Origin of the sequence: Xanthomonas sp. D-36-1 (assembly GCF_017746155.1) — a bacterium.
In the GTDB taxonomy this organism is placed as follows: domain Bacteria; phylum Pseudomonadota; class Gammaproteobacteria; order Xanthomonadales; family Xanthomonadaceae; genus Xanthomonas; species Xanthomonas cissicola.
In genome coordinates, this window is the sequence record NZ_JAGHWR010000003.1 from 49,806 (window position 1) to 70,369 (window position 20,564).

The 20,564-nt window shown below is 65.2% G+C and carries 15 protein-coding genes and 1 riboswitch; of the genes, 9 read left to right on the forward strand and 6 right to left on the reverse strand.

Annotation, left to right across the window (positions count from 1 at the left end; translation table 11 throughout):
- Positions 1 to 255: 255 nt before the first annotated feature.
- Entirely contained in the window at positions 256 to 1,191 is a 936-nt protein-coding gene (locus J7367_RS00950; RefSeq protein ID WP_007968729.1) for a Gfo/Idh/MocA family oxidoreductase, read from the forward strand.
- A 415-nt stretch (positions 1,192 to 1,606) separates the two neighbouring features.
- On the opposite strand, the gene J7367_RS00955 is transcribed toward J7367_RS00950, so the two are convergent.
- The gene (locus J7367_RS00955) at positions 1,607 to 2,977 is read right to left on the reverse strand and encodes an alpha-amylase family protein (RefSeq protein WP_176215010.1); all 1,371 of its coding nucleotides are present in this window, start codon (positions 2,975 to 2,977) and stop codon (positions 1,607 to 1,609) included.
- Between the two features lie 214 nt (positions 2,978 to 3,191).
- On the reverse strand, positions 3,192 to 3,590 hold the full coding sequence (locus tag J7367_RS00960) for a hypothetical protein (protein ID WP_176215009.1): 399 nt from the start codon (positions 3,588 to 3,590) through the stop codon (positions 3,192 to 3,194).
- Positions 3,591 to 3,673: 83 nt separating this feature from the next.
- On the opposite strand from J7367_RS00960, the gene J7367_RS00965 reads away from it, so the two are divergent.
- Both J7367_RS00965 and J7367_RS00970 read left to right on the forward strand, forming a co-directional pair.
- Positions 3,674 to 4,219, forward strand: a complete 546-nt coding sequence (locus J7367_RS00965) for a DUF2058 domain-containing protein (RefSeq protein WP_007968732.1) — start codon at positions 3,674 to 3,676, stop codon at positions 4,217 to 4,219.
- Positions 4,220 to 4,453: 234 nt separating this feature from the next.
- Positions 4,454 to 5,011 carry a DUF3228 family protein gene (locus tag J7367_RS00970; protein WP_057660591.1) on the forward strand — a complete coding sequence of 186 codons (558 nt, stop codon included), beginning with the start codon at positions 4,454 to 4,456 and terminating at the stop codon, positions 5,009 to 5,011.
- Between the two features lie 168 nt (positions 5,012 to 5,179).
- On the opposite strand, the gene J7367_RS00975 is transcribed toward J7367_RS00970, so the two are convergent.
- The 3 genes from J7367_RS00975 to J7367_RS00985 are packed head-to-tail and all read right to left on the reverse strand — an operon-like array spanning position 5,180 to position 8,143.
- Positions 5,180 to 5,884 (reverse strand): sulfotransferase family protein, encoded by a 705-nt coding sequence (locus tag J7367_RS00975; RefSeq protein WP_007973176.1) that lies wholly within the window; start codon positions 5,882 to 5,884, stop codon positions 5,180 to 5,182.
- A complete protein-coding gene (locus J7367_RS00980; RefSeq protein WP_057660546.1) occupies positions 5,881 to 6,795 on the reverse strand; it encodes a sulfotransferase domain-containing protein in 915 nt (304 codons plus the stop codon). Before J7367_RS00980 ends, J7367_RS00975 begins: the two co-directional genes overlap by 4 nt.
- Before the next feature lie 10 nt (positions 6,796 to 6,805).
- Positions 6,806 to 8,143, reverse strand: coding sequence for a cytochrome P450 (locus tag J7367_RS00985; protein ID WP_081027593.1), 1,338 nt, complete (start codon positions 8,141 to 8,143; stop codon positions 6,806 to 6,808).
- 430 nt (positions 8,144 to 8,573) lie between these two features.
- Between J7367_RS00985 and J7367_RS00990 the strand changes: the two genes are divergently transcribed.
- Positions 8,574 to 9,335 (forward strand): class I SAM-dependent methyltransferase, encoded by a 762-nt coding sequence (locus J7367_RS00990; RefSeq protein WP_057660542.1) that lies wholly within the window; start codon positions 8,574 to 8,576, stop codon positions 9,333 to 9,335.
- A 215-nt stretch (positions 9,336 to 9,550) separates the two neighbouring features.
- Here J7367_RS00990 and ahcY read toward each other — a convergent pair whose 3' ends face one another.
- The gene (gene ahcY / locus J7367_RS00995; protein WP_057660540.1) at positions 9,551 to 10,993 is read right to left on the reverse strand and encodes an adenosylhomocysteinase; all 1,443 of its coding nucleotides are present in this window, start codon (positions 10,991 to 10,993) and stop codon (positions 9,551 to 9,553) included.
- A 31-nt stretch (positions 10,994 to 11,024) separates the two neighbouring features.
- Positions 11,025 to 11,137, reverse strand: a riboswitch (S-adenosyl-L-homocysteine riboswitch).
- Between the two features lie 125 nt (positions 11,138 to 11,262).
- Between ahcY and J7367_RS01000 the strand changes: the two genes are divergently transcribed.
- The 5 genes from J7367_RS01000 (at position 11,263) to J7367_RS01020 (ending at position 20,538) form a co-directional block, all read left to right on the forward strand.
- Positions 11,263 to 13,797 carry a prolyl oligopeptidase family serine peptidase gene (locus J7367_RS01000; protein ID WP_057660538.1) on the forward strand — a complete coding sequence of 845 codons (2,535 nt, stop codon included), beginning with the start codon at positions 11,263 to 11,265 and terminating at the stop codon, positions 13,795 to 13,797.
- Between the two features lie 285 nt (positions 13,798 to 14,082).
- Positions 14,083 to 16,797, forward strand: coding sequence for a phosphoenolpyruvate carboxylase (gene ppc / locus J7367_RS01005; RefSeq protein ID WP_057660535.1), 2,715 nt, complete (start codon positions 14,083 to 14,085; stop codon positions 16,795 to 16,797).
- Positions 16,798 to 16,934: 137 nt separating this feature from the next.
- Entirely contained in the window at positions 16,935 to 17,507 is a 573-nt protein-coding gene (locus tag J7367_RS01010) for a TetR/AcrR family transcriptional regulator (protein ID WP_005910834.1), read from the forward strand.
- The gene (locus J7367_RS01015; RefSeq protein WP_057660532.1) at positions 17,504 to 18,547 is read left to right on the forward strand and encodes a DUF4105 domain-containing protein; all 1,044 of its coding nucleotides are present in this window, start codon (positions 17,504 to 17,506) and stop codon (positions 18,545 to 18,547) included. The genes J7367_RS01010 and J7367_RS01015 overlap by 4 nt, the downstream gene beginning before the upstream one ends.
- On the forward strand, positions 18,544 to 20,538 hold the full coding sequence (locus J7367_RS01020; protein ID WP_057660530.1) for a hypothetical protein: 1,995 nt from the start codon (positions 18,544 to 18,546) through the stop codon (positions 20,536 to 20,538). Before J7367_RS01015 ends, J7367_RS01020 begins: the two co-directional genes overlap by 4 nt.
- The last annotated feature ends 26 nt before the right edge of the window (positions 20,539 to 20,564 follow it).

The following is a 20,564-nucleotide window of genomic DNA, read 5'->3' on the forward strand; positions in this document are numbered from 1 at the left end:
CACGCGTCGCTGCCGTGCCCAGTGCGCCTGCAGCCCTCCACGCCATTGGTGGTGCAAGCAGGCCGGCCCGTACGCAACGACCAGCGCAGGTATAGCAAAACAAGCAGGAGCGATGTCTCGCGGTGGGTCGCGCCCTGACCTTACACTGCGCCGTCGCGTGGGCTCCCCGCATCGCGCCCCTGCAGCGTTGCCCAAGCCGTGTGCGTGAGCAGGTGCTTGCGCCGCTTGCCACCTCCTACCAGCACGAAGGTTTCGATGAAGCATCCAGACGCATTGCGTATTGCCCTTGTCGGGATCGGCAAGATCGCCCGCGACCAGCACGTGCCGACCATCGCGGCGCGCGACGATGTGCAGCTGGTGGCCACCGTGAGCCGGCATGGCACGGTCGACGGTGTGCCCGCCTATCACACCCTGGAAGACGCATTTGCCGCCCAGCCGCAGATCGAGGCGGTGGCCTTGTGCACACCACCGGTCGGACGGCACGCATTGGCGCAGGCCGCGTTGATGGCCGGCCGCCACGTGTTTCTGGAAAAACCGCCGGCCGCCACGCTCGCCGAAATTCATGATCTGCAAGACGTGGCGCAGCGTGCACAACGCACCGTGTTCACCAGCTGGCATTCGCGCTGCGCCGCCGGTGTCGAGCCTGCCCGTGCATGGCTGGCCGACAAGCAACTCGTGCGGGCGCACATCACCTGGAAGGAAGACATTCGCCACTGGCATCCGGGCCAGGACTGGATTCTGGAACCCGGCGGCATGGGTGTGTTCGACCCCGGCATCAATGCGCTCTCCATCGCGACCCATCTGCTGCCGCGCAGCTTGGCGCTGCGCGATGCCGAACTGCACACTCCGGAGAACCGTCAGGCGCCGCTGTATGCCAGGCTCGCGTTCGTCGACACCGCAGGACTCCCGGTAACGGCAGAATTCGATTTCCTGCAGACCGGGCACCAGCGCTGGGATATCGAAGTGGAAACCACCGCGGGCATGCTCATGCTCAGCGAAGGCGGAGCCACGTTGCGCATCGAGGGGCAACTGCAGGCGCTGCCTGCGTCCAGCGAATACGACGGCTTGTATGGGCGCTTCGTGCAGCTGGTGCGCGCGGGCCAATCGGAAGTGGATATTGCACCATTCGTGCACGTGGCAGATGCGTTCATGCTCGGCGCACGCCAGGTCACCGCACCGTTCGCCTGGTAGGTCGGTCAATCCGCTTGCCCAACGGTGAACACCGCTGGTCAACGCCAGTCAACGCCAGCAGTCCTGCGGCCGTACGCCATCTGCAGAAGTTGGGTTCGGCGCGCACAAGTCGTGCGCCGCTGCCAGCCTCGTTCGCCCACCGCAGTGCGTGGTGCCGCACGAAACGCGCCGGCTGCAACGCGTGGAGCGGTCCATCGATGCGAGCGCGTATGTGCGCTGCACCCAACGGCATCCTGGCGCAGTCGATCGACGCGAGCTCGTAGGAACAACGAAGCCCCGACGCCGGTTCGCGTCGGGTGCCTGGTCTTGATCGTGTTGCAGCATCGTCGTGCGAAGTCGCAAGGCACGTCGCAGTCACCGTTTCAAGCGACGAGAACACTGCAACGTCGTGTCATCGCCATCTTGTGGTGGCCGCTCAGCGGCGCCACATGCGCGCGCCACGCGCCGGCAGCGTAAAGGTGTAGGAACTACTGGAAATGCGCACTACGTTGCCCGAGCCCAAGGCATCCACGTAATCGGCATTCCAGTACAACACGCTGTTGTTCATTCCCACCGTGGTGGTGACCGGGTTGCCGCACTTGTTGATGCCCACGATGCCCAGGCTGCCGCGACGGAACAGGATGTGGCAGGAGCTGGACGACAAGACCTGCATGTCGGTGCCCTGCACGCCATTATGGAAGCCGATCATGCGGCGCAGGTCGTCGCGTAGATAGGCGTTGACCCAGCGGTTGTCGCCACTTTCGTTGTTGTCGGTATAAAGCATCGGCATTCCGCCGTTGCGACCGATCAGGTACGCGTAGGCCAGCGTTTCATCTACCGGGTCGAGAATCGCATAGCGGAATCCGGCGTTGTTGGGAATGTCGTGGGTCACTGCAAAGGTCACGGCGCGATTGCCCGGCAATGCCTGTCCGGACGCGGCTGGATCCACCAGCTGCTGCATGCTGGCGCCAATGGCGAACGCGTTGCGCACCGCATTGAACAGCGGAAAGTCGTAGGCCGCATGCGGGGTGGATTGCAGGTACGGCGCCAGGAACTGGTCGTAATCGCCATTGCCCGTACCGCCGCCGGTGATCACTTCGCCGAAGACATACACACCCGATCGGATGCCGGCATCGAAGACGCGATTGAGATGGTCGAACGTCATGTGATTGGCCGCATCCACCCGGAAGCCGGTCACGCCGATGCTCTTGAGCGCCTGCAGATAGGCGCGTTGCTGCTGCACCACCCAGTCGTTGCCCAGCAAATCCGGCAGGCCTGGATCGCTGCCGCCGCCGCAGATGCGGTAATTGCGCACCTGGTAAGCGTCGTTGTAGTTGCTGATGCACTGCCCCGGGCCGAAATCGCTGGTGCTGAGGAAGTTTGACTGCAGCGTGCCGAACAAGCGCAGCGAATCGTAACGGCCGGGGTTTGCGGCGTACTGCGACAGGACCGCACTGCCTGGGTAATTGAGGTCCGCGCGCGTGGCCGCTTCGTTGGCCATGTGGTTGAACACGATGTCGGCATAGGTTTCCACGCCGTTGCTGGCCAGCGCCTGGACCATCTTCTTGAATGCAGCGGTGTCGCCGAGCGGATTGTCGATCAGGCGGATGTCCTGGGGTTGATAGCGCGCCCACCAGGCACTTCCTTCGGAGCGGTACGCGGGGGCGACCAATACCTTGCGATAGCCGGCATCGGCAATCTGCTTGGCGCGGGCTTCGACGGTGGCATACGGCCAGTTGAAGGCGTGCAGGATGACATCGGCCTGCGCATTGGCGGTGGTCACCAGCAGGACCAATGCAGTCAGCAAGAGACGGACACTGCGTTGTATCAGTGAAGGTGGAGCATGAGCAGGCGTGTTGCGCATTGGATCGATCTCCAGTGGTAAGCGCAGGCCGACGCGCACTGCGCGATGCCCGCATCAAGGCTTCCGGCCCCTGTTCCGGAAAGCGCGCGCACGGTGTGCAGCGCGCGGTGATGCTAAGCGCGCATCGCGGCGCAGCATTGGTGTTGTGCATACGTATTCACTGCCGAGGTCCGGCAAACTGGGCGCAGGGTTCGGCGCCAACGGCGCGATTGGTCGCAAAAAAGCAGTGAACTATGCGGGCGTTGCAATCCACCGCATCGGCCATCTCAATCAAGGCCTGGCGATAGGCCAAGCTCATCGTCGGCAAGCAGCGCGTACGACGGCGGCATCTCGCCATACCGTCGCTGGTGACATAGGTCAGCTGCTTCGCGCTGCTGCCGGCAGCGTGCACGTCACCGTTGCACGCCTCGCCGCCCTTGTGCGGCAATGCCAAGGTGACCATCGCGTGCCTCAGGTGCTTCGCCGGTATCGCGCCGCGCGTCAATGGCCCACCGCATCGGCGAAAGCCGGAATGGGCGGCTGGCAGCGGCACGGCCACGATCCGGACCACCGGCATTGCCAACGGCTCGGCCCGGCTACGACGATGGGGCGGCGCTGGCCGCGTTAAACTAGCCGCCAGTCCACTGCCCCAGCCTCCCGATGCGCAATCCATTGCAAGAACAGCTGCTCAAGGCCGGCCTGGTGAAAAAAGCCCAGGTGGACAAGGTTGCACGCGAACAGGTCAAGCAGCGCCATGCCAAGGGCGCGGCGGTGCAGCCGGCGGCGACGGACAAGGTTGATGCGGCGCGCCTGCAAGCCGAACGTGCCGAGCGCGATCGTGCGCTGGCCGAAGAGCGCAACGTGCAGGTGCGCCGACAGGAAGTGCTTGCCCAGGTGCGGCAGATCGTGGAGACCAACAAGGTCAAGCGCGAAGGCGAGATCGATTACCGCTTCAACGACGGCAGCGTGATCCGCAGCGTGCTGGTGAACACGGCGTTGCGCAGCCAGTTGGCCAGCGGCGCGCTGGTGATCGTGCGGTACGGTGATGGTGTTGAGCTGATTCCGCGCGCGGCCGCCGACAAGGTTTACAGCCGCGATGCCGATGCCGTGGTGCTGGACCACGGACGCAACAGCGCGCCGGCCGCGCCCGACAGCGATGACGAGTACTACAGCCAGTTCAAGGTGCCGGACGATTTGATCTGGTAGCGCCGGCGAACCCCCGCATTGGGTGGTTGCCAGACGGATCCAGCTCCACCGCATGCGCCACACCGCTGCGTGATGCGTACCTGCATGCTGTCGGTGGGTGCTTGGTGACTGCTGGGAACCATCCTAAGCACTCGGGCCAGTCCGATCGCCGCGCGGTCGTTGATGGTGATTCAACGTAGTCGTGCGAACGCATGCGCGCTACCCTGGCGCTCTTTGTCGCCGCACAGTCTGCTCATGTCGATCGTCTTGACCCCGTTCGCCCGCGCCCGCCTGTTTCCGCGCGATGGGCGTCGCAATGCCATCCAGGACTGCAGGCCTGAGCAGTTCATCCAGCGGCTCAACGACGAGGCGCCGCTACGCGTGATCGAGGGCTATGCGCCGTTTTGCCAATTGCATGTGCACCGCAACTGGACTTCGACCCGCCGCCTCACCATTCCCATCACCGATGACAACCGGCACCTGCTGCGTTCCGGCTACGAGGCGCGCAGCACGCAGGAATTGGCCGTGCTGGTGCGTTGGTTCGAAGGTGTCGAGCCACCGGTGGCCGCCTATCTGCTGCCCATCCTCTACAGCCGCGAGCAGTTGGCCAAGGAAGGCACGCCCGTCGAGGCAGACTGGGGTGTGGTCGGTTGTCTCTACACCGCAGAGCCGGACGAGATTCCGATGGCACCGATCACCATGTTGCGCAATGCCCTGGGCGTGGAAGAGGGTGGCTCGGGTACGCCGCTGGACCGCGATGCGTATCGGCGTAGCGTCGCGTTCTGGGAAGCGAACGCGAACTGGCGGCCCTGACTCGTCCGCTGGCAGTGCAATGGCGGATCGCCACAGGCCACCGGTGTGGTTCACCACCAGTCCATGACTGCAGCGGCTTTGATGGAAGACCTGATTGGTGTCATCTGCCTGCGCTCGCCGCGTTGGACGCTGCGTTTGGCCTAGCATGATCCATGCTCGCCGCAGCAGTTACGGGGCGGCCGGTGGCAGGAAGGCCTCTTCGGCGAGCCGTTCCAGATAGTTGCGCATGCAGTGTTCGATCAGTGCCGGCTCCGTTGGCAGCCGACGCGCCTGTGCGCCACCGACGCCGCGGGCATGGACGCGGGGATACGGCAGCGCCGGCACTGGCAAGCCCAGAAATGCGCACAGGCGTTCCCAGTGCGATTCGGCGTCGGCATCGAGCAGCAAGAGGCGAGGCGCCGGTACTCGCTCGATCACGCTCTGGTTCCAGCGACGGAAGTAATCGGTCATGAAGGCACGGTCACCGAGGCGTGCCTCCATGTCGCGACGCAAGAAGCGACTCAAGCGTTGGCCATCGGCGCCAAACAGCGACGGCACACTGCCGTCGCCGGAGAAGATCGTCGCGCTGACCGAATCGAACCACGCGTCGGGATCGCGCACGGTCAGGATCACCTTGGCGTGCGGAAAGTGCGCGGACAATTCCTCCCAGAAACAGCAGCCGGGGTAGTCGGTCGTCGCCGCATAGCCGGCGAACAGTGCGTCCCAATCCGGGTGCCCGTCGATCGCCGCCTCCCAGCGCGGCAAGTGTTGACGCAGATTCGCTGCCAGTTCCATTGCATGGTAGCAGCGGCCCACACCGAGCCGCTCAAGCGCCAGCTTCAGGGAGAGGGTACCGGTGCGGCCCAGACCGGCGCCAATAAGTTGGAGGCTCACGACGTTCGCGCCTGGCCGTGGGCCAGCCACTGCGCGGCGTCTCCGCCGAGTTCCGCATGTGCGCGCTGCACATACGCGCGACTGAGTGCACTCGGCAGGACAGTACGCCAGCGGCCACAGCGGCCCTGGTTGAAGAATGCCTTGCCGCCTTCGCGCCACAGCCCGGTACCGTGCGGCACGTAGCGCGCGGCGTGCTGTCGCATGTAGTCGAAGCGGCAGTGCGCCACGATCCTGTCCCATTGGCCGGGTGGAACTGGAATGTCGAGAAAGGCGGCGATGCGGCGGACCTCGCCGGGCAGGTCGTCGAGCAGGTCGTTGTAATGAAGGTGCAGCACGTTCGCATCTTCGCGCCGCTCCCACCACGAACGGACGCCTTCCCATAACGGCCAGAAGGGCGCGCCATCATGTTCCAGCCAATGCGCCACATAGGCATCGCGCGTCAGACGCGGTGGCGGCGGCACGCGCAGCTTGCCGGGCTCGGCACCGCCGGCATCCAGACGTGCCTGCGCCTCCTGGCTCAACGCGCATTGGTGGTCATACAGACTCAGCGCAATGTCGCGTCCATCGCGGCCAATGTACAGATACTTGGCACGCGCGCTGGTGACCAGTGCATCAGCTGGCAGGTGTGTCTTCATGAAGCGTCGGTGCCTCTGCGCGTCCAGCAGCGCGAGCTTGCTCGCCTTATCCGGATAAACGCCGTCGACCCAGGGTGAAATGGCCGAGACATCAACCTGCGCTTCGCCGCCGAAGATCAGTTGCGCCACGATCTGCTGCAGCCAGGTCGTGCCAGCCTTGGCATAACTGGCGATCACGATATCGCCTTCGCGCAGGGCCAGATCGTTCCAGACGCTGGAGTCGAAGAATCGGTTTGGATATTCCCTGCTCTTTTTACGAATCTGTGGATCGTTCATGTGGCGGTGCCTAGCGAGACGCGATGTCGTCGGGTCGTGGCCGCAGTGCGATGCGTACATCCAGTGGCCGCAACACGAGCGCAGGGAACGGCGTGGGGTGAGCGTCGGCAGCCAGATGCAGGCTGCGCGCACGCAACACGGTGGCGATGACTGCGGTCATCTGGGTCAGGGCCAGCATGCTGCCGATGCAACTACGTGGGCCGCCGCCGAATGGGAAGTAGCTGTAGCGTGCCAGCGAATGGGTGGCGCTGTCGTCTAGCCAGCGTGCGGGCAGGAAAGCCTCCGGATCGGGAAAATGACGTTCGTCGCGGTGTACGACCCACGGGCTGATCAGCAGTTGGGTGCCGCTTGGGACGTGGAAGCCATCCAGAGAGGTGTCGCGTTGCGCAATCCTCGCGGTCATCCAGGCTGGCGGATACAGGCGCATGGCCTCTTTCAGGCAGGCCCGCGCCTGCGGCAAGCGGTCGAGCAACCCGATGCCGGTATCAGCGTCGTCCAGTCCGTCTGCTTCCTGTGCAACGTGCCGTGCCACGTTTGGATGCTGCGCAAGCAGCAGCAAGGTCCAGGTCAGTGCGGCCGCCATCGGTTCCAGCGCCGACATCAGCATCGCCGCTGCCTCGTCGCGGCACCAGCCGCTGCCACCTTGTGCAGCGTCGGCCAGTAACAGAGACAGGACCGATGCCGGATGTGGGGGCTGCTGCCTGGCGCGCATCAAAATTTGTTCCAGCGCCATGTCGAGATCCGCGCGTGCGCGGCGCATGCGCTGTCGATGCGCCGATGGCCACCATGCCGGCGCCGGGGATTGATCGCGCGTCTGCTGCAGAATCGCATCGACCATCGGCAGCATGCGCAGCAGGTCAGGTGCATGTGCCGGATTCCCAAGCAGAAAGCCGGCGCCCAGTTGCGCGCATAGTTCAGTCATCAGCGCGCGCATGTCCTGTGCAGCGACGCACTGGCACTGGTCGCGTAGAAGCGCCATCGTGGCAGCCGATGCCTGTGCTGCAGAGTCGCGCACTAGGGCTGCACGAAACGCAGGCTGCAGCATCTGCCGCTTGTGCCGCCAGACTGAGCCAGTGCTATTCATCACCGAAGCGGGAAATGCCGCGCGTCGTGCGCTCGGGTCAGGATCGGTCTTGCCGTAAAGCGTCCCGTCATCACTCAGCACCGTAGCGATCGTGGCCGGTGCGGCGAGCAGATACGTGTGTCTTGCGACCCTGACCACGTCGCCATGCATGCGCGCGCACGATTGCAGGAACGCCAAGGGATCTTCAGAGAACTGCCGGCGGTTGCCGAATGCCCAGTGTCCAACCGGGCCAGGGGGAAGTGCGTGCCTGCGACCTGAGTTCATGCGTGTTTGGCTGTTGCCGACGACCCAGCAGGCGGTGCGCTATATGGACGCAGAGCGGACCAGCAGCGATACCACGCTGTCACGGGAGGCCTCTCCCCCGTGACAGCGTGGGAGGTTAATAGGTGTAGATGTAACCGAGCTTGCGGCCGCCGATGGCCTGGATCCAGCGCCGCAGAGCATGAAAAAGACGTTTCATCACGGTCTCCTTGTAAGGTCGAAGTCAACGGCATGCTGATTTGTGGAATGTCGTTGAGGACGAATGGTTGTCCAGCGACGTGTCAATAGACTAGCTATGACCTGCATTGGTCAAACCCGATTGCGCAAACCCGTCGCGGTAGACGTAGTATTTCGATTCATTGTCTCCGCCGCGAACGCCCCAGCTTCATCGCCGCGTACTATCGCCATACTGTTTTAAACGCGAGCGCGCAGTATGCCCGGCAATTCTCAATACGATCGGATGGCTGCGTTCTACGATGGCTTCCATGATCGTTGGCCGACACAGGCACTGCAGCGATGCGTGCAAACCCTGGCCGACCTCGCCGATGGACGTGCATCGCTGGAGTTGGGCATCGGCAGCGGGCGTATCGCACTGCCGTTGGCCCAATGTGGCGTGCCAGTGACCGGCATCGACAATGCGCGCGCAATGCTCGACGTATTGCGTACCAAACCTGGCAGCGATCAGCTACAACTGATCTGCGCTGATTTTGCCGACATGCCGTTGAGTGGGGCGTTTGGTCTGATCTACACGGTGAATTCGTTTGGGTACCTGCTCACCCAGGCCGAGCAGTTGCGCTGCGTCGTCAATGCCACGCGTTGCCTTGCGCCCGACGGCATGCTCGTGATCCAGAGCGCGGTCCCTGGCGCCGAAGTGTTCGACGGTAGCGGAAAGATAAGCCAGGTGCTCGACCTTCCGGAGACGCAGAGCGAGGGCGCCGCCGTCATGCTGGTGTGCTCGCAACCCGATCCGGTGAAACAGCGAATCGATCAACGGGTGGTCGTCATGAGCGAGGATGGGACGCGCATCTTTTCCGAGCGTCGACGCTACGTTTGGCCGTCGGAACTCGACCTGATGGCGCAGATCGCGGGTTTGCGACTGCACGCTCGATGGGGCGGTTGGGGCCGCGAGCCGTATGACGCGCGCAGCCGCATCCAGATCTCGGTGTACGTGTTGGCGGATACAGTCATGCAGTGAGGCCCTGGTGCTGTTTCGCTGCAAGCGGTGGAAGGTGGCTAGTCCGGCAGGCCGATGGTTGTGGTGATGCTTCTACGGGCTTGCGGTGGTGAGGGGTAGGCTGACCTAGCTCAGGTGTGGCACAGCATCTCAGTCAGGCATGGTTCCCGCTGATCACACAAAACGGGCGCCTTGCGGCGCCCGTTTTGTGTGCATGGCGATGGTTTGCCGATGGATCAGTAGCGGTAATGATCCGGCTTGTACGGGCCAGTCACGTCCACGCCGAGGTAGTCGGCCTGGTCCTTGGTGAGGGTGGTCAGCTTCACGCCGATCTTTTCCAGGTGCAGACGCGCGACTTCTTCATCCAGGTGCTTGGGCAGGATGTAGACCTTCTTCTCGTAGGTGTCGCGCTTTTCCCACAGGTCGATCTGGGCCAGGGTCTGGTTGGCGAACGAGTTGGACATCACGAAGCTCGGGTGGCCGGTGGCGCAGCCCAGGTTCACCAGGCGGCCGTCGGCCAGCAGGAAGATCGCGTTGCCGTTGGGGAACACGTACTTGTCCACCTGCGGCTTGATGTTGATCTTCTGCACGTCCTTCAGCGCCTTGAGCGCATCGACCTGGATCTCGTTGTCGAAGTGGCCGATGTTGCACACGATGGCCTGGTCCTTCATCGCCTGCAGGTGCTCGACGGTGATGATGTCCTTGTTGCCGGTGGTGGTGACGTAGATGTCGGCACGGCCCAGGGTGGATTCGATGGTGTTGACTTCGAAGCCTTCCATCGACGCCTGCAATGCGCAGATCGGGTCGATTTCAGTGACGATCACGCGGGCGCCATAGGCGCGCAGCGAGGCAGCGCTGCCCTTGCCGACATCGCCGTAGCCGCAGACCACGGCGACCTTGCCGGCCAGCATCACGTCCATTGCGCGCTTGAGGCCATCGGCCAGCGACTCGCGGCAGCCGTAGAGGTTGTCGAACTTGCTCTTGGTGACCGAGTCGTTGACGTTGATAGCCGGGATCAGCAGCTTGCCGGCTTCGGCGATCTGGTACAGGCGGTGCACGCCAGTGGTGGTCTCTTCGGAGACGCCCTTCCAGTCCTTGACCACGCGGCCCCAGTAGCCCGGGCGCTCCACGGCGACGCGCTTGAGCAACGCCTTGATGACGCCCTCCTCGTGCGAGGAGGCCGGCTCGTCCACCCAGGTGCTGCCATTTTCGAGCTCGTAGCCCTTGTGGATCAGCAGGGTGACGTCGCCGCCGTCGTCCACCACCAGCTCGGGGCCGGTGAGGGTGCCGTCGGGCAGGGTGAAGGTCAGCGCGTCCAGGGTGCAGTCCCAGTACTCTTCCAGCGTCTCGCCCTTCCAGGCGAACACGGGGGTGCCGGTCGCGGCGATCGCCGCGGCGGCGTGGTCCTGCGTGGAGAAGATGTTGCACGAGGCCCAGCGCACATCGGCACCGATGTCCTTGAGCGTTTCGATCAGCACGGCGGTCTGGATGGTCATGTGCAGCGAGCCGGTGATGCGCACGTCCTTCAGCGGCTTGGTCTGCGCGTGCTTGCGGCGGATCGACATCAGGCCCGGCATTTCGTGCTCGGCGATGTCCAGCTCCTTGCGGCCCCAATCGGCCAGGGAGATATCGGCAATCTTGTAGTCGGTGTGCGGGGTGATCTTTGTGACAGCGTTCATGCAATGGCTCCGGTAGGCAAACGAATGTCTGCAATGCCGGGCGCCGTTGAACGGTAACTGCTGGTCGAGCCTGGCCGTGTACCTGCACCTGTGGTGCAGTGAGCGGATCAGTCCGCCCTACCGGTCGCAGCGCCCCTCGACGAGAGGGCCCGATTATATCGGCAGCACCCCCGCGTGGCATGAATTGCGGCCGACCCCCTACCAACGGCAGGGGAGCGGCCGACAGGCGGCTGCTATGGTCCGGAGTCGATCATCAGCGGGGACGGACAATGCGGGCGAAACGGCATGCGCAAGGCTGGCGGCAGCACACATGGGCGTTGGCAGGGGCGCTGGCATTGAGCGCACCGGTGATGGCCGGGGCGGCTAGCCCGGCCGCGACCAATGTGGCAGTCGTGCAACCAGGCCCTGCGCCAGGCGGCGGTTATCAACTGCCCTCCAAGGCGCTGCAGGCGGTGGTGGACGCCCCGCGTGCGCCGCTGCTGCAGCTCTCGCCCAGGCGCGATCTGGCCGCGATGCTGCAACTGCCGGCACTGCCGGACATCGCCGAGGTGGCCCAGCCGGAGCTGAAGCTGGCCGGCCTGCGCATCCATCCGAAGACCTTCGCGGCCAGCCGCTTTTCGTTCGCCAGCAAGCTGTGGCTGCTATCGGTGGCCGACGGCAGCGAGCGGCAGATCGCCGGGTTGCCCTCGCCGTTGTCGCTGGCCGATCTGAGCTGGTCGCCCGACCAACGCCATCTGGCGTTCCGCCGCGAAGATGCTGCCAGCGGTGCCAACGAACTGTGGCTGGTAGACGTGGCGGCCGGGCAGGCGCGGCGGCTGGTGGCCGGCTTGAACACCAGCGTCAACGACGACGTGCGTTGGTTGCCCGATGGCAGCGGTTTGCTGCTGCAGCAGCAAGTCGCCGGGCAGGGCACGCCACCGAGCCGCGATGCGACGCCGACCGGCCCGGCCACCCAGCAGACCAGTGCGGCCGCCGGGGTGCGCTCGCTGCCCACCTACCAGGATCTGCTGCGCAATGAAGCCGATGCGCGCGTGTTCGAGTACTACGCCACCGGCCAGCCGATCATCGTCACGGTGGCCGGGCAGGTGCGCCCGATCGCCACGCCGGGCATCTATCTCAACCTGTCGGTGTCGCCGGATGGCCGTTACATCCTGAGCGAACGCAGCGAGCGGCCGTTCTCGTATCTGGTGCCGGTTGACAACTTCGCGCGCCGCATCGAGGTGCTGGACCTGCAGGGCAAACTGGTGCGCCAGATCGCGCAGCTGTCGTTGGTGGAAGGCCTGCCGACCGGTAACGACGCGGTACCGGTCGGGGTGCGCGATATCGCCTGGCGGCACGATGCACCGGCCACGCTGGTGTGGGCCGAAGCGCAGGACGGTGGCGACCCGGCACGCGAGAGCAAGGTCCGCGATGCGGTGCGGATGCAGGCCGCGCCGTTCAACCGCACACCGGTGACGCTGGCGCAGTTGGGCAGCCGGTTCGAAGGCATCCAGTGGGGCCGCGGCGATCTGGCGATCTTGAGCGAAAGCTGGTGGAAGACTTGCCGCACCAAGCAATGGCGCATCGCACCGGATCAACCGCAACGCGCGCCCGAACTGTTGTGGGACCGCTCCTCGCAGGACCGCTACAAGGACCCGGGCACGCCGGCGACGGTGGCCGACGGCAAGGGCCACCCGCTGCTGCAGACCAGCAGCGATGGCAACAGTCTGTTCCTGTTCGGCAAGGGCGCTTCGCCGGAAGGCGATCGCCCCTTCGTCGATCGATTCGATCTGCGCAGCAAGCAGGCCACACGGCTGTTCCACTCGCAGGCGCCGGCCTATTCGGCACCGCTGGCCTTGCTGGACGCGCAGCCCACGCAACTGCTGCTCAGCCGCGAATCGCCGGAGGAACCGGCCAACTATGTCGTGCAATCGCTGGGCGATGGCGCCGCCGCGGTGCGCGCGTTGACGCACTTCGCACACCCGCTGCCGCAATTGCGCGGCGTGCAGAAGGAGCAGATCCGCTACAAGCGTGCCGATGGCGTGGACCTCACTGCCACACTCTTGCTGCCACCTGGTTACGACCCCAAGCGCGATGGCCCACGGCCGTTGCTGATGTGGGCCTACCCGGGCGAATTCAAAAGCGCCGACACCGCCAGCCAGGTCACCGACTCGCCGTACCGTTTCAACGCGATCAGTTACTGGGGGCCGCAGGCGTTTCTGGCGATCGGCTATGTGGTGCTCAACAACCCGAGCATGCCGATCGTGGGCGAAGGCGATGCCGAACCCAACGACACCTATGTGCCGCAGCTGATCGCCGATGCGCAGGCGGCCGTGGACGAAGTGGTGCGGCGCGGCGTCACCGACCGCGAGCACATCGCCATCGGCGGGCATTCCTACGGTGCCTTCATGACCGCCAACCTGCTCGCGCACACGCGCCTGTTCAAGGCCGGCATCGCACGGAGCGGCGCCTATAACCGCACGCTCACTCCATTCGGTTTCCAGGCCGAGGAGCGCAATTACTGGCAGGCGCAATCGGTGTACCAGGCGATGTCGCCATTCAATTACGCCGACAAGATCAAGGACCCGCTGCTGCTGATCCACGGCCAGGACGACAACAATACCGGCACCTTTCCGATCCAGAGCGAGCGCATGTTCGCCGCGATCAAGGGCCTGGGCGGCACTGCGCGCCTGGTACTGTTGCCCAACGAATCGCATGCCTACCGCGCGCGGCAATCGATCATGCAGATGCTGGCCGAAAGCGAGCAGTGGTTGAAGACCAATGTCGGCGATCCCGCGCAGGCGGAAGTGCCGTCCAAGCGTTGATCGTCGGCGCGCGCAATGCGGTGCGAACGCAACTCGGATCGTCGCACCGCACCTAGGAGCGCACCCGGGCGCGACCAGGCGTTACCGGTAAAGCTCCATCGCGCCCGGGTGCGCTCCTACGCATTGCTTGCCGGCGCCGGGCGACGGATTCCAATGGCGCGCACGAACGTGGGCGGCACTTGATGCAGGATGGTTTGGTCTGAAACCGTCCTGCGCGTCGCGATCATCTAATCCTTTTGGGTTAGTCTTCGACGACTTTGCGCTTGAAGAGGGTGTGCGTTTCCGATGAACGAGTACCGCAGCAGTCTTGTGTTCGCTACCCCCGATCTTCCCTTGCGCGACGATGTGCGTCGGCTCGGTGCACTGGTGGGTGATCTGCTCGCCGAGCAGGTCTCTGCGGAATTCCTCGATGAAATCGAACGCGTGCGCACCACCGCCATTTCGCGGCGTGAAAGCGATGCCCCGCCGTCCACGTTGAGCGAGCAATTGGCCGGGCGCGAGCCGCGCGACGCCGAAGCGCTGGTCCGGGCATTCAGTACGTATTTCCAGGTGGTCAATATCGCCGAGCGCGTGCACCGCATCCGCCGCCGTCGCGAATACCAGCGGAGCGGCACCGACACGCCGCAGCCCGATGGCCTGCACGACGCATTGCGCCGGCTCAAGGCGCAGGGCGTGACCCTGGACGAACTCAGCCAATGGTTGCCGCGCATCGACGTGGAGCCGGTGTTCACCGCGCATCCCACCGAGGCGGTACGGCGCGCGCTGCTGGAGAAAGAGCAGCTGATGGTCGCCAGCCTGGTCGACAACCTGGACGGCATGCGCACGCCCAACGAACGCGCCAGCGATGCCGCGCGCTTTCGCATGGCCCTGACCGCGTCGTGGCAGACCGCCGATTCCTCGCCGGTGCGCCCCACCGTGGACGACGAGCGCGAGCATGTGGGCTTCTACCTCACCCAGGTGCTCTACCGCATCGTCCCGGTGATGTACGAAACGCTCGAACACGCCATCGAAGAAACCTACGGTAGCGTGCCGGCATTGCCGCGCCTGCTGCGCTTCGGCACCTGGGTGGGCGGCGACATGGACGGCAATCCCAACGTGGATGCCACCACCATCGCCGGGACGCTGGACGCGCAGCGGCGCGCGGTGCTGGACCGCTATCAAAAAGAACTCTGGCAGTTGGCCAGCCTGCTCAGCCAATCGACCACGCTGGTGCAGGTGAGCGGCGAACTCACCGCGCAGCTGGAACGCTACCGCGCGTTGCTCCCCGACGCCGCAGCGCGTTCGCGCCCGCGCCATGGCGACATGCCGTACCGCCTGCTCAACGACCTGATGCGCGCGCGCCTGCAGGCCACCCTGGACGATGCCGATGGTGCCTATGCCGCTCCATCGGAGCTCGAACACGATCTGCAGCTGATCCTGGACAGCCTGCAGGCCAACAAGGGCCTGCATGCCGGGTGGTTCGCGGTACGACGCCTGTTGTGGCGCGTGCGCAGCTTTGGTTTCCATCTGGCGCGGCTGGACGTGCGCCAGGAATCGAGCGTGCATGCGCGCGCAGTGGCCGATGCCCTGGACCAGACCGACTGGGACGCACAGGACGCCGCCCAGCGCGCCGCCGTGCTCGGCCCGTATGCCGCAGGGCAAGACCCCTTGCCGCGCGTGGAAGATGAAGGCAATGCACGGTTGGATGCGGTATTCGCCGCGCTTGCCGATGCACGTACGCGCCACGGCGCCGATGCATTGGGCAGCTACATCATCTCGATGGCGCATAACCGCGCCGACGTCTTGACCGTGCTGGCACTGGCGCGTCGTGGCGGCCTGGTCGACAACGCCGGCGCTGTGCCGCTGGATATCGTGCCGCTGTTCGAAACCGTGGACGATCTGCGTGGTGGCACCGGCACCGTGCAGGACCTGCTGGCCGACCCGGTCTATCGCCAGCATCTGGCCGCGCGCGGCGATACCCAGATGGTGATGCTGGGCTATTCGGACAGCGGCAAGGACGGCGGCATCGCCGCCTCGCGCTGGGGTCTGCAACGCGCGCAGGTCGAGCTGCTGGAAGCGGCCGCCGAGCTGGGCGTACGGCTCACCTTCTTCCACGGCCGGGGCGGCTCGATCGCGCGCGGCGGCGGCAAGACCAGCCGCGCGCTGGATGCCGCACCGCGCGGCAGCGTGGATGGACGCTTGCGCGTCACCGAGCAGGGCGAGGTAATCCACCGCAAATATGGCATTCGCGCATTGGCGTTGCGCTCGCTGGAGCAGATGACCGGCGCGGTGTTGCTCTCGAGCCTGCGCCCGCGTGCGCCCGAGCCGCGGGAGGCGCGTTGGCGCCCGGTGATGGATCTGGTGGCCGAACGCAGCACGGTCGCGTATCGCGCCTTCGTTGGCGCGCCGGAGTTCATGCAGTACTTCCGCCTGGCCACGCCGATCGATGTGATCGAACGCATGACGCTGGGTTCGCGCCCGTCGCGGCGGCTGGGCCAGGACGCGGCGCTGTCCAACCTGCGTGCGATTCCATGGGTATTTGCGTGGAGCCAGGCGCGTGCGGTGATTCCCGGCTGGTACGGCGTGGGCAGCGGCCTGCAGGCGGCGGTGGATGCCGGGCATGAAGATACCTTGCGCGAAATGGCGCAGGACTGGCCGTTCTTCCGCACCTTTCTGGACGACATCGCCATGGTCTTGTCCAAGGGCGATCTGAACATCGCCGAGCTGTTCTCGCGCTTGTCCGGCGACCTGCACACGCGGTTTTTCCCGCTGATTGGCGACGAACTGGCATTGACCAAGGGCTGGGTGAAGGCGCTGCTGCAACAACGATCGCTGTTGCAGCACGACCCGCGGCTGGCGTTGTCGATCCGCCTGCGCAATCCCTACATCGACCCGATCAGCGTGCTGCAGGTGGATCTGCTGCAACGCTGGCGCGCCACCGATGGCGAAGACCAAGCGCTGCTGCGTGCGCTGGTGGCCTGCGTCAATGGCGTCTCGCAAGGCGTGCAGAACACCGGCTGATTGCAGGCCCGGCTGCAGGGGCGGGCAGGGAACAGATCCACCGCAAGCCAACGGCGACCATGCCGTTGGTCGGAGAACGCGCACACACGGCAAGCGGACTCTGGCGTTAACGGACAAATCTGTCCGATAATGCCGGCATGATGACTTCCCGCCCCGATGCCGCGCTGCGCCGCCGGCAGATTCTCGATGCCGCCGACGAGGTGTTCAGCGAACATGGCGTCAATGCCCCGCTAGAGCTGGTGGTGGAGCGCGCCGGATTGGGGCGCGCCACGCTCTATCGCAATTTCCCCGATCGGCTGGCGCTGATGACGGCATTGATGGCGCGTGGCCTGGATGGGCTGGAGCGCCTTGCCGCCGACCTCGCCGACCGTCCGGATGGCCTGGCGGTGCTGCTGCACGATGTCGCCGAGCACATCGCCCAGTCGTCGCCGCTGGTGGATTTCTGGCGCTCGATCGAACGCGCGCACCCGGCGGTGGAGGCAGCAGATCGGCGTGCGGTCGGCATCTTTCTGCCATTCGTCCATCGCGCCCGCGACGCCGGGCTGTGCCGGGCCGATGTCGACGAGGAGCAAGTGCTGTTGGTGATCGACATGCTGGGGAGCTGTCTGCGCGGCAACGATGAGGCAGAACGCAAACGGCTTGCGCATCGCTCGGCCGATCTGTTGATGCATGCGCTGGGCATGCAGGTGCCCGTAGGCGGCACGCGATGACACCGGCCACCCGCGCCCGCATCGGTCGCTGGGCACTGCGCGTTGCGCTGGTGCTGGCCGCCGGATGGGGTGGCCTGGCGATTTATTACGCACTGAGCGGCAACGCCTTCGTCCGCGCCGGGTGGGTGGCCTCGTGGTGCGCGATGGCGGTGGCAGCGTTATGGGGGCTGCGTCGCGGCCGCGAGAACTGGGCCCTGGTGGGCATCTTCAGTGCCGCATTCGTGGTGCTTGCGGTGTCGTGGTGGATGATGCAGCCCAGCCAGGACCGCGACTGGGCCGACGATGTCGCCCAGCGTCTGCAGCCGCAGGTGCAGGGAAGCATCGTCACCCTGCACAACGTGCGCAATTTCGACTGGCGCAGCGAGACCGACTACGTGCCGCATTGGGAGACGCGGCACTACGATCTGAACCGCCTGGTCAGCGCAGATCTTGCGCTCTCGTACTGGATGGGACCGGCGATTGCGCACACGCTGGTGTCGTTCGGCTTCGATGACGGTTCGCACGTGGTGTTTTCGCTGGAAATCCGCAAGCAACGTGGCGAATCGTTTTCCGCGTTGGGCGGATTCTTCCGCAGTTTCGAAGAAACCCTGGTGGCCGCCGACGAACGCGACATCCTGCGCGTACGCACCAACGTGCGTGGCGAAGACATGTACCTGTATCGCCTGGTGATTCCCAAGGCCGGATTGCGCCGCATGTTCATGGGTTACGTGGAGCTGGCCAACGAACTCGATCGCAAGCCGGCGTTCTACAACACGCTCACCAGCAACTGCACCACGATCGTATTTGCGCTGGTGCGGCAATTGCAGCCCACATTGCCGCTGGATCACCGCCTGCTGCTGTCCGGCTATGTTGACCAATACGCCTACGACCATCACGGCCTGATGCCCGGTTATTCCTTCGCCACCTTGAAGCAGCACGGGCATTTCACCGCGCGTGCGATCGCCGCCGACAAGGCCACGGATTTTTCGGCGCGCATCCGTGCCGGCATGCCGCTGGCGCCGGCGCCGGCGCCAGGCGCAACAGCGACCACGCCACGATGATGCCGCGCATGCCCCGGTCCCGTGCCGCCGCATTCCTGGCGGGAGTGCTGGCAAGTGTGTGGTTGAGCGGCTGCGCCATGGTGACGGTGCAGTCGCGCAACAGCGGCGACTACATCGCGCAAACGCGTGGCGATGTGCTGAGCACCGGTGAATTGAGTCAGTCCGGCAGCGAGACCTTGCAGGTTGCCGGCCTGCAGCCCAAGGCTTGCCGCACCGCACCGCTGCCGTGCCTGCAGCAGCTCACCAGTGAGGCCGGTATCGGCGATGAGCGGCGTTTGGCCACGCAGGCGGAATTGTGGACCGCGCGTGCCATCGCGCTGAGCGGGCGCAACCCCACCACGATGAGCGATGCCGCGGTGGAGGCCTGGTTGGAAGCAGCGCGGCATGCGTATGCGTACCTGTTTTTTACCGCGCGCGCGCCCAGCGCGCGGGCGTTCGAGAACCGCCAGTCGCAGGTGCGCGATTACTACAATTACGCCGTGCAGCAGGTGGTGGAGCGCCTGTTCGCACGGTCGCAACAAGCCGGCGAAACCACCCCGGCATCCACCACGGTCGGGCGCTGGCAGCTCGACGTCGATCTGTCCGCCTACCGGCTGCCGGGTGACGGCAATGCACCACGTGCGATCTTTGCCGCCTCGGCGCTGCGCTTCAATGGCCTGCGCAGCACCTACCGGCGCGATGGATTCGGCGCCGAGCTAGTCGCGGAAGTGGACCCGCAAGTGGTTGGCGACCCCGCTGGGCTGGCGTTGCAGCAGGCTGTCGCGGCGGGTGCGGCGACCGATCGCCCGTTACCGACGTTCAGCGAAATGCCGTACGCGCCGGCAACGATCTTGCTGCGTTTCGAGGGCGAGACGCTCGCCGAGGTGTTGCGCAGCCACCTGGTCACCGTGGTGCCGTACGACCCGTATCGCCAGAACGAAGTGGTGCTGCATGGTCAACGGGTGCCGCTGTCCGGCAACTTCACTGCCGCGTATGGATTGTGGCTGGCCAAATCCGGATTTGCGGAGCAGTCGCTGCGGTCGATGCTGGGCAGCGCACGCGGTATCGATCGTCCGCACCTGTATCTGATGCAGCCCTACGATCCCGACCGACGCGTGCTGCTGATGCTGCACGGCTTGGCCAGCAGCCCGGAGGCCTGGGTCAATGTGGCCAACGAAGTGATGGGCGATGAAACGCTGCGCCAGCGTTACCAGATCTGGCAGGTGTATTACCCGACCAATGCGCCGATGGCGATCACTCGTGCGGAAATTCAGTCGCTGGTGGACCGTAGCCTGCAGCACTTCGATCCGTCCGGCCGTGCGATCGCCTCGCACGACATGGTGTTGGTGGGGCACAGCATGGGCGGGGTGATCGGGCGGTTGCTGGTGTCGTCCTCTGGTGAGCAATTGTGGGATTCGCTGCTGCAGAACTACCGGCTGGACGGCGAACGCGGCGCGCGTATCCGCGCCAAGTTGTGGCCATTGCTGCACTTCTCGCCGATGCCGCAAGTCGACCGCGCCATCTTCATCGCCGCGCCGCATCGCGGTACGCCATTGGCCGAGGGCGGGCTGGGGCGGTTTGTCGGTAAATTGATACGCCTGCCGGGCGCGTTGCTGGATCGCTTCGGCGATGTGATGCAGGACCTGGCCAACAGCGAACGCGACGATCCGGGCGGCGCTCCCCGCCGCAAAGACCGCGCGCTGGTGCCCACCAGCATCGACAACCTGCGCGACACCGATCCGTTCGTGCGCGCCACGATGGACCTGCCGATCTCTCCAAACGTGCAGTACCACACCATCATCGGGCGCGAGAAGCCGCAGGTACCACTGGCCGATTCCGACGACGGCCTGGTGCCGTATCGCAGCGCGCATCTGGATGGCGCGGCCTCGGAACTGGTGGTGACCTCCTGGCACAGCGTGCAGGAAACGCCGCAGGCCATTCTGGAGATTCGCCGCATCCTGCATGTGCAGTTGCAGGCGGAGCAACAGGCCTCGCACGCGCCGGGCCGCTAGGCTGCAGGTCGGCCGATCCAGATTCG

Excerpts from the sequence above, each read along its gene's own strand:
- J7367_RS00950 (WP_007968729.1), top strand. The coding sequence starts at position 256 with ATGAAGCATCCAGACGCATTGCGTATTGCCCTTGTCGGGATCGGCAAG.
- J7367_RS00960 (WP_176215009.1), bottom strand. The coding sequence starts at position 3,590 with ATGCCGGTGGTCCGGATCGTGGCCGTGCCGCTGCCAGCCGCCCATTCC.
- J7367_RS00965 (WP_007968732.1), top strand. The coding sequence starts at position 3,674 with ATGCGCAATCCATTGCAAGAACAGCTGCTCAAGGCCGGCCTGGTGAAA.
- J7367_RS00970 (WP_057660591.1), top strand. The coding sequence starts at position 4,454 with ATGTCGATCGTCTTGACCCCGTTCGCCCGCGCCCGCCTGTTTCCGCGC.
- J7367_RS00980 (WP_057660546.1), bottom strand. The coding sequence starts at position 6,795 with ATGAACGATCCACAGATTCGTAAAAAGAGCAGGGAATATCCAAACCGA.
- J7367_RS00985 (WP_081027593.1), bottom strand. The coding sequence starts at position 8,143 with ATGAACTCAGGTCGCAGGCACGCACTTCCCCCTGGCCCGGTTGGACAC.
- J7367_RS00990 (WP_057660542.1), top strand. The coding sequence starts at position 8,574 with ATGCCCGGCAATTCTCAATACGATCGGATGGCTGCGTTCTACGATGGC.
- ahcY (WP_057660540.1), bottom strand. The coding sequence starts at position 10,993 with ATGAACGCTGTCACAAAGATCACCCCGCACACCGACTACAAGATTGCC.
- J7367_RS01000 (WP_057660538.1), top strand. The coding sequence starts at position 11,263 with ATGCGGGCGAAACGGCATGCGCAAGGCTGGCGGCAGCACACATGGGCG.
- ppc (WP_057660535.1), top strand. The coding sequence starts at position 14,083 with ATGAACGAGTACCGCAGCAGTCTTGTGTTCGCTACCCCCGATCTTCCC.
- J7367_RS01010 (WP_005910834.1), top strand. The coding sequence starts at position 16,935 with ATGATGACTTCCCGCCCCGATGCCGCGCTGCGCCGCCGGCAGATTCTC.
- J7367_RS01015 (WP_057660532.1), top strand. The coding sequence starts at position 17,504 with ATGACACCGGCCACCCGCGCCCGCATCGGTCGCTGGGCACTGCGCGTT.
- J7367_RS01020 (WP_057660530.1), top strand. The coding sequence starts at position 18,544 with ATGATGCCGCGCATGCCCCGGTCCCGTGCCGCCGCATTCCTGGCGGGA.